We start from the raw sequence: 7,234 nt of genomic DNA, 5'->3' as shown, positions 1-7,234 counted from the left end.
ACAAGCCACTTCCCGGACCCGCCACGAGCAAGCCTAGAACTCCGCTCCGGACCGCGTCTTGACACAGAAGGGAGCCATGAGCGGTAAACGCCTCGGGGTGATGACCGAATGCTCATCGTCCTCGCGGTCGTGGGTGGCATCGATCCGGAGCGTTCGTCTCTGGCACGATCTGTCGGAGTGGTGTTGGTGTGCCGTGCCCAGCGCTTCGCAGGCGGTGGCCATGGAGGGAGAACGGGTGGACGGATCTGGACGCCCTGGCCGGGTGGCGCCGAGGGTCCGGCCACACGTTGCTCGCGCGGTCGGTCGGTCTCGGCATGTGGTGCTGGACTTCGACGGTGTGATGTTCGACGTGGAGACGGCCATGGGTCTCGATGCTCGGGACCAGGCAGTCAGCAAACTGCTGAGCGCCCGGCCGCATCGGCCACGTCCAATTCCGATCACCTTCGCGTGGGTGGGGTTTCGACGCACCCTGGACTACCTGGCTGAACATGAACCCGACCACGCCGCCGAGGCAGAAGCACTGATCTCGAACCTGGAATTGGATGCCGCGCTAACCGCCCGCCCGGCCCAACACCTGGGCGAACTGCTGGCCGTTTGTGCTGCCACAGACCGAAAGGTCGCAGTGGTCAGCGACCTCTGCGAGAACGCCGTGGCAGCCACCATCGGCGCACACACGCTGGAGACCCACATCGACGCGGTCGCCGCGCGGCGAGGACTCGAACTGGCCGCGTTCAATGCCGGATACACCGCCGAGCGGGCAATCGATCTCCTTGGCGAGCATCCTTCGTCTTGCCTCTTCGTGAGCGGACGGTGGCGCCGGCTTCATGCGGCGAAAGAACTGGGCGCGACACGCCTCGGCTGCGAATGCGGGCGTGACTCGCGCAAACACCTGGCCACACCCCAAATCCCCGTGGTTCCGAACCTCGCAACACTGACACAGGCCCTGCTCACCAGCTAACCGCCGCGGGCCTCTCGAACGGATCGCGGCTACCGGATGAGTGTGTCGGCCGGGTCAGCTTGGCCCTCTCCTTGGCCCCCGCGAACGGGCCATCAGTCCCGCTCTTGCCAGAGTTTGGGGACATCGGGCGGCTGCTTATCGGGTGACCCTGCCCATTGCAGGGGATCCGTGACCACGAGGACCCAATCCGTGCGCTCACGCGCCCAGGCCACGGCGTCGGCGGCCGTTTCGTGTTCGCTGGACTCTCCGGATGGATCGCTTTCACTGTGCTCGACATGGGCGCCCCAGTGCTCCAGGTCACCAAACCAGCTGACGTAGGCCTTCATGGCCGCCTGGTCAACAGCCTGATCCATGTGCCCATGATGGTCGAACTCTCTTGCGATGGCACCAGGTGATGCGGGTCGGTGCTGCGAGCGATCTGCGGCATGATCGGGCGAGCGTAGCCGCCCTCAACGCGGCAGATGCGTGCGTCGTGCTCGGCCGGCATTGAGGGCTCAGACGCTAACGCCCTTGCCGGCGAGCAGGGCGAGTGGCGCGGTGTCGCCATCGGCGATGTGGGTGCCGTTCAGTCGAAGCCACGAGGGGTTGAGCAACTGCAGCAGTGGCTGTGCTGACTTGACCGTGCCTCCGTCGATGATCCTCAAGTCGTGAAGCTCGGCCATGCCGGCAAGGTCCGCTAGGTCGAGCAGGACCTCTTGGGTCATGCCCTTTCTGCCGAGAACCCAGAGGCGGGTCAGCTGCAGCTCGCGCAGAGGTGTCAGGCTCGCCACGCGCACCCCGTCGAGCCAGACATCGCGCAAGCGCCGGCAGCGTTCGAGCCCGTCCAAGGTGAGCAGCATGGGATGGCGGGCCTCGATGCGCAGGTGCTCGAGCTGCGGCATGTGTCCCAGGAACGTCAGCTCTTGGGACTGCCAGCCGAAGAGCGATAGTCGCTGCAGCTGGGGGAGGTCGTGGATCTGCTGGAAGTGCGGGCGGGTGTCGAGGGTGAGCTCTTCAAGGTGCGTGAGACCCACCTCTGGAATGCGCCGTTGGCATTTGGTGAGGAGTGACAGTCGTCGGATATCGGTGCGGTGAAAGGCGTAGGTGTCATCCCTGACGGGTCCCGTGACGTCGAGCTGTCGGATCTGGTGGATCGGCTCGAGGAACTCGAGGCTGGGTAGAGGGGTGCCGCGAGGGATCATCAATGACAGGTGCGAGTAGTCCGCTGACTTGAACTCTCGCTTCAGTTCCGTTGGGTCGATGCCTTCGGGCCCGACGTTGACGAGCAGTCGCTGGGAGAAGTCGATTGGGTGGTTGCGCCAGTCGATCTCCGCGCCCCGCTCGTATGCAGTCATGCTGCGGATCATCGCGCAACCTGGCTGACGACGGCAGACAGGTTGCGGAGATGACGCGCATATCGGCACGAGCGACCTCGCGCTCGGCGGCATAGCGGTCGTCTATGCGAGACGGGAACGCAGCTCATCCAGGGTGACGACGGTGGGCTCGGCGTTGCCGTCGAGCACGTCGAAGACGCGTGCCTCACTGGCCTCGCGATCCAGGGTCACCTCAAACACGTTGAAGGTGACCTCCTCAAGAGTGGGCCCGCCTCGATCGATGGCGGCGAGCAGCCGCTCCCGCGCCTTCTCGTGCTCGTCCTGAAGGAGTAGATCAAGTAGGTCCACGAGGCGATCTTGGCAGGCCGGAGGGCCGTTCATCGCAATGCGCACCTACGACCGACCTGCGGCATTTCCGGACGTTCTTGGGCTCGGAGGTCAGGGCCCTGCAACGCTCTCCAGGCGCTCGCGCCAGGGCTCGAACAGTCCACGCTGAAGCTGGTCGTCGCGGCGCCCCTCCACCAGAAAGCCGACGACCTCGCCGTTCATCTCGATGGCGATCTCAAGCGACGGATCGCCCACACGCTCCAGCACCGAGACGACGGCCTCGGCGTCGTCCAACGCACGACGCTCCGATTCGAGCTCTGCCGACGCCAACGGGAGCTCCAGGAGAACGCCGATTGTCCAGTCGCCATCGTCGCCTTCGTCGACATACCGGGGCGGACCCAGACTCCAAGCCTCGCGCCGAGACAACTCCACCACCGCCCGATTCATGAGCTCTCGCGCGTTGTCCGTCGGCTCGCCCTCGACGTAAGCGAGCATATGTCCAACGTCGGCTTGTCCGTGCATCACGTCCTGAGACTGTCACGTTGTCGCGGCCTCCGGTTCGATCGCACGAGTCGCTGATGAGCGTGCGTTCAGTCGCCCGCGTCGATCAGCGACCAACCTCGGTGCTCGAAGGCTCCTGACCGGAAGAGGTCGTGATCAGGTCGTGGTGGCGTTGATGCGGTCGAGGAGCGCAGCGAAGTTGTTCATCGTGTCCTCGCTGAGCCCGTCGAGTCGGTTGGGGTCGCGAAGGAGCACCTCGGCGGGCTTGTAGTGGTCGAACTTGCCATGCTTCTCCTGCAATCGGTAAATGATCCGGTCGCCCCGGCCAAGGTCGGACTCCTTCACGCGCCGGCCGAACGCCTTGTTGTAGAGCGACAGGTAGTCAGCAACGGTGAAGAGGTCTTCGATGTCGGCATGCTTGGCTCCGGTGATGTCGCCGATCCGGATGAGGCGGTCCTTGCTCAGCCGTCCCGCCTCTATGGCGGAGTCGAGTCGGGCCGCGCCCTCGGTGCCGGAGTCGACGAGCACGGTCACTTCGAGGTCACGGCCGACGAGGGCCACGAAGGCGGGGATGTTGGAGGCACTTCCGGCGGGCAGGATGCGCCAGTGGTCGTCGAGAGCGGTGCGTTTGCCGTCGCCGAGCTTGCGGCTAATGAGGTCGAGGTAGAGGAAGTCGCTGGGACCTTCGACGAGGAGGTTGTGATTGCCGATGAACAGATGCTGTGCGACGTCGTACCCCAATGCGGCCTGCAACGGGAACAGGCTGTCAGTGCTCACCGTGACCACCTCTTGGCTGACCACGGCACCGTCCTTCGGGCCCTTGTCCTCGACGATGCGCACTCGCTCGATCTGACCAGTCTCAACCATGAACGGCGAGTGCGTGGTGTAGAGCACCTGCGCGGCTGGCGCGAGGCGCTCGTTGATGAAGCGCAGGAAATCTGCCTGTGCCCGTCCATGGAGGGTGAGCCCGGGCTCGTCGAGGAGGATCACGAAGTCGTCGTTGCGCGACTCGAACTCGGTGAACGCGGCGAGGAAGGAGAAGAACCAGCGGAAGCCACTGGAGCGCTGCGAAAAGTTGTTGGTGAAGTGGTGCCGGGTGTCCTCGACTCTGATGTCGAGGACGTTCTTCGTCACGCGCGGATGACCGGTTGCGTCGTTCTCGATCGTCCGGTCGATGTCGAACCGGACCCGCAGGCTTGGATTCTGCTTCCAGTAGTCGAAGACCTGCTCGGTGAGGTCGTTGCTCACGGCCTCCAGTTCGGCCCGTCGGTCTTCGTAGTCGTCGCTGGTCAGAGCGGCTGGGGTGGTGTCAGCCAGGGCGAGCAGTGAGCGAGCGGTCTGATCTGAGGTCGAGGCGGTTTCGTCCTCCTCCTGCTGTGAGAGTCGCAGCAGGTCGACCCGGCCTTCGAGCACGCTGTACTCACCGAAGTAGAAGAACTTCGGCATGTTGAGCAGTCGCAGGACAGCGTTGAACAACGTTCCGGAGCCAATCAGGGTGTTTAGGGCGGCCGTAGCTGCGGCGAGTGAGGTGACGGCCTCCTCCTCAGCGCCCTCAGACAGGGTCGTGATCTTGGTTGATAGATCCGCGAAGCTCGGCACATCCGACAGTGGGGCGGCGATGTCTTCCGGCAGGCCCAGCGAGGCGACGAAGTGGCTGACCGCTCTGCTCTCGTCTAGTCGGATGGTCCACCAGGTCGTGGTGTCGTCGTACTTGCGTGCAACCGTCACCTTGTCGGCGATAAGCACGCCCTCACCGAAGGTGTCCGCGATCTTCTGCTTCTCGGCGTCGTTCAGGACGAAGTCTGCCTCGATGGGCCGGGTGTCCTTGATAACGTCGGCCCGGCGGTCCTTGGTCATCAGCCAACGCGGGTAGTCCTGCTGGGTGACGAACGCGGCCTCGTCGGCTGGATTCAGTCGGTGCAAGGCTGCCAAGACGGTTGTCTTGCCCGCCTCGTTCATGCCCACCAGGCAGGTGACGTCGGTGGTCACGTTGATGTCACCACTGTCGACGACGTTGCGGAACTTCCGGACGCGGAAGCGAGTGAGCTGCATGAGGGTCCCCCTATCGGACGTCCGACACGACTGTGACGACGGGGGTCAGTCTAAGGATCGGCGACAACAGCGTGGCGATTGGCGTTTCGATCGCGCCGGGGGTTGAGCAGCGGAACGCACGGTTATCGGTCCGGACCGCGGCAGATGCGTGCGTCATGCTGGGCCGGCATTGAGGGGGCTCAGACGCGAACGCCTTTGCCGGCGAGCAGGGCGAGTGGCGCGGTGTCGCCATCGGCGATGCGGGTGCCGTTCAGTCGAAGCCACGAGAGGGTGGGCAACTCCAGTAGAGGCTGTGTCGACTTCACCGCGCCTCCGTCGATGATCCTCAGATCGTGAAGCTCGGCCATGCCGGCAAGGTCCGCTAGGTCGAGGAGGACCTCTTGGGTCATGCGCCGTCGGCCAAGAACCCATAGGCGGGTCAGCTGCAGCTCGCGGAGAGGTGTCAGGCTCGCCACGCGCACCCCGTCGAGCCAGATGTCGCGCAATCGGGGGCAGCGTTCGAGTCCGTCCAAGGTGAGCAGCTGGTGCTTGCGGGCCTCGATGCGCAGGCGCTCGAGTTGCGGCATGTGTCCCAGGAACGTCAGGTCTTGGGACTGCCAGCCGAAGAGCGGCGGAGGCTCCATTCGAGGCCCGCGGGCCGCGAGGCTCGGCTGACCCCCACCAGGAGCGCACCAACGCCGAATGCGAGACCTGAGCCGATCCAGCGGTCCATGGGTGCGTACTCCTCGTACGCACTGCGGCCTCCCTGCTGCAGGACCTTCATGACCGAATAGACCGCGTAGCTGCCATGGGATTCAATGACGCCGACGCGGCAGTCCGGCAGCGCGACCCGGTTACCACGATCGTCTCCTCATCCGACAGCGGCTCCGAGGAAATCACCCGAGCAAGCACAGGGTGATCGCCGTGGATGCACTCAACGCTCGCACCGACCAGGCCGATAAGACCGACCGCGAGGAAGAACCAGTCCACGGCGGTGGCTCCCTGCTGCTGGATGCGCACCACCCGGTTGTCGCTCCATGGCAGTGCTGCTGGCCTGCGCAACCCGAACCAATGCGGGGACGGTCGGGCGCGTGGAGCCGAGGGCAACGGCGACCGCGGTGACTCTGTGCTCACGCCGAGATTGTGCCGGACGGCCAGTGGACATGCTCTGATGGCCCCTTAATAGTCGACATCTGCTCACCGCCTCACCGATTACCGCACATGCCGCTGGTGGGGAGTCGAGTAATCAGCCCTCCCAATCGGTGTTGCGGGTGCCAAGCCTGTCGGCCGCGAAGCGACGACGTCGCAGAACTCGCGCGTAGACACGACGTGCAAGCCAGAACGCTGGCACCGCTGTGGCCACTGTCAACCCCCATCGCCAACTCACAGGCAGGGCTGCCGCGAGCAGCACGTACACGCAGAACCCAACAGCCATGACGCCCAGGGATGCGGCGATGGCAACGAGTTCCGATGACCACACCTCCCGCTCGGTGGGCTGGGTGGATGGGTCTGGGTCCGGGAGCACTCGGACACCTTACGTGCCCGCGCCGTCCGGCCTGAGGCGACTTCCGCATGTGCCGCTCTGCGGGCGAACGCTCGACCATCAGCGTGAGGCGAACGCCCGACCATGCCTACTCGGGGTCATCGATGGTACGGGGCGTGAAACTCCACCACGCCCTGGCCGAGCGATTCATGATGCCTCTCGGAGCCGCCATAGTCGGTCCAGTCCCAACCACCGCTCCGGATCACGACTCGCAAGGTGCGACCGTCGACCGAAGCCCCCGAGGCATCGAGATCGAGGTCCTGAGTCTGGTCAATGCGGATCCGCACACGTTGACCGTCGGTTGAGACCTCCGTGAGTCGATGCCAGTTGTCGTAAGGGCGTCCGAACCATCCGGAAGGCAGCTTGAGGCTCGCTACTTCGTGGTCGCCGAAGAACGTGGCGATGTCGTCGACGATGGCATCCGGCGCGCTGGTCATGGAGCCATGATGCCCAACCATCACGTCGCCGCTCCCGCGCACGCTCATGGCTCCCTTCTGTGTCAAGACGCGGTCCGGAGCGGAGTTCTAGGCTTGCTCGTGGCGGGTCCGGGAAGTGGCTTGT

8 protein-coding genes are annotated in these 7,234 nt (G+C 64.7%); 1 reads left to right on the top strand and 7 read right to left on the bottom strand.

Annotated elements, in window-relative coordinates:
* The first annotated feature begins 316 nt into the window (after positions 1–316).
* On the top strand, positions 317–958 hold the full coding sequence (locus tag ACYVLP_RS17915) for an HAD family hydrolase (protein WP_460628696.1): 642 nt from the start codon (positions 317–319) through the stop codon (positions 956–958).
* A 92-nt stretch (positions 959–1,050) separates the two neighbouring features.
* On the opposite strand, the gene ACYVLP_RS17910 is transcribed toward ACYVLP_RS17915, so the two are convergent.
* From ACYVLP_RS17910 to ACYVLP_RS17880, 7 genes are all read right to left on the bottom strand, one after another.
* Positions 1,051–1,311: a hypothetical protein gene (locus ACYVLP_RS17910; protein ID WP_460628695.1), complete on the bottom strand. Its 261-nt coding sequence runs from the start codon at positions 1,309–1,311 to the stop codon at positions 1,051–1,053.
* A 141-nt stretch (positions 1,312–1,452) separates the two neighbouring features.
* Positions 1,453–2,385 carry a hypothetical protein gene (locus ACYVLP_RS17905; RefSeq protein ID WP_460628694.1) on the bottom strand — a complete coding sequence of 311 codons (933 nt, stop codon included), beginning with the start codon at positions 2,383–2,385 and terminating at the stop codon, positions 1,453–1,455.
* 9 nt (positions 2,386–2,394) lie between these two features.
* Positions 2,395–2,619, bottom strand: a complete 225-nt coding sequence (locus ACYVLP_RS17900) for a hypothetical protein (RefSeq protein ID WP_460628693.1) — start codon at positions 2,617–2,619, stop codon at positions 2,395–2,397.
* Between the two features lie 90 nt (positions 2,620–2,709).
* Positions 2,710–3,093, bottom strand: a complete 384-nt coding sequence (locus ACYVLP_RS17895; protein ID WP_460628692.1) for a hypothetical protein — start codon at positions 3,091–3,093, stop codon at positions 2,710–2,712.
* 162 nt (positions 3,094–3,255) lie between these two features.
* The gene (locus tag ACYVLP_RS17890) at positions 3,256–5,151 is read right to left on the bottom strand and encodes an ATP-dependent nuclease (RefSeq protein WP_460628691.1); all 1,896 of its coding nucleotides are present in this window, start codon (positions 5,149–5,151) and stop codon (positions 3,256–3,258) included.
* A 179-nt stretch (positions 5,152–5,330) separates the two neighbouring features.
* Positions 5,331–5,717, bottom strand: a complete 387-nt coding sequence (locus tag ACYVLP_RS17885) for a hypothetical protein (protein WP_460628690.1) — start codon at positions 5,715–5,717, stop codon at positions 5,331–5,333.
* 1,054 nt (positions 5,718–6,771) lie between these two features.
* Complete coding sequence (locus ACYVLP_RS17880; RefSeq protein ID WP_460628689.1) at positions 6,772–7,110, bottom strand: hypothetical protein; 339 nt, start codon at positions 7,108–7,110, stop codon at positions 6,772–6,774.
* Positions 7,111–7,234: the final 124 nt, after the last annotated feature.

The sequence above is a fragment of the Intrasporangium mesophilum genome, from assembly GCF_054783095.1.
Note: the sequence above shows the minus strand (reverse complement) of the source record. Positions and strands in the feature narration are given on the sequence as shown.

Bases quoted from the DNA above. Each gene is read 5' to 3' on its own strand.
- ACYVLP_RS17910 (WP_460628695.1), bottom strand. From the start codon at position 1,311: ATGGATCAGGCTGTTGACCAGGCGGCCATGAAGGCCTACGTCAGCTGG.
- ACYVLP_RS17905 (WP_460628694.1), bottom strand. From the start codon at position 2,385: ATGCCGCCGAGCGCGAGGTCGCTCGTGCCGATATGCGCGTCATCTCCG.
- ACYVLP_RS17895 (WP_460628692.1), bottom strand. From the start codon at position 3,093: ATGCTCGCTTACGTCGAGGGCGAGCCGACGGACAACGCGCGAGAGCTC.
- ACYVLP_RS17890 (WP_460628691.1), bottom strand. From the start codon at position 5,151: ATGCAGCTCACTCGCTTCCGCGTCCGGAAGTTCCGCAACGTCGTCGAC.
- ACYVLP_RS17885 (WP_460628690.1), bottom strand. From the start codon at position 5,717: ATGCCGCAACTCGAGCGCCTGCGCATCGAGGCCCGCAAGCACCAGCTG.
- ACYVLP_RS17880 (WP_460628689.1), bottom strand. From the start codon at position 7,110: ATGACCAGCGCGCCGGATGCCATCGTCGACGACATCGCCACGTTCTTC.